Source organism: Burkholderia sp. BCC1972, assembly GCF_905339605.1.
Classification (GTDB): Bacteria; Pseudomonadota; Gammaproteobacteria; order Burkholderiales; family Burkholderiaceae; genus Burkholderia.
In genome coordinates this window covers 1-269 of sequence record NZ_CAJPGH010000112.1, presented here as the reverse complement: position 1 = coordinate 269, position 269 = coordinate 1, and the positions used below count along the sequence as shown (strand labels likewise).

Sequence of the window (269 nt, the reverse complement as noted above, 5' to 3'; positions counted from 1 at the left end):
CGGTTGAACCAGCCGAAGAAGCCCTTCTTCTCTTCGTGATGCCCTTGCGGGATCGGCTTGAGGATCGTCGCGCACAGCGCCGGCGTCAGAATCAACGCGACCAGCACCGACAGCACCATCGCCGACACGATCGTCAGCGAGAACTGGCGATAGATCGCGCCGACCGAGCCGCCGGAAAACGCCACCGGCACGAACACCGCCGACAGCACGAGTGCCACGCCGACGAGTGCGCCGGTGATCTGCCCCATCGCCTTGCGGGTCGCCTCCTT

1 protein-coding gene is annotated in these 269 nt (G+C 65.4%); it reads right to left on the bottom strand.

The window, feature by feature from the left end; all coding sequences use genetic code 11:
* Positions 1-269, bottom strand: a 269-nt coding sequence (locus U5798_RS37040; protein WP_322084898.1) for an efflux RND transporter permease subunit, incomplete at both ends; no start/stop codon positions are given.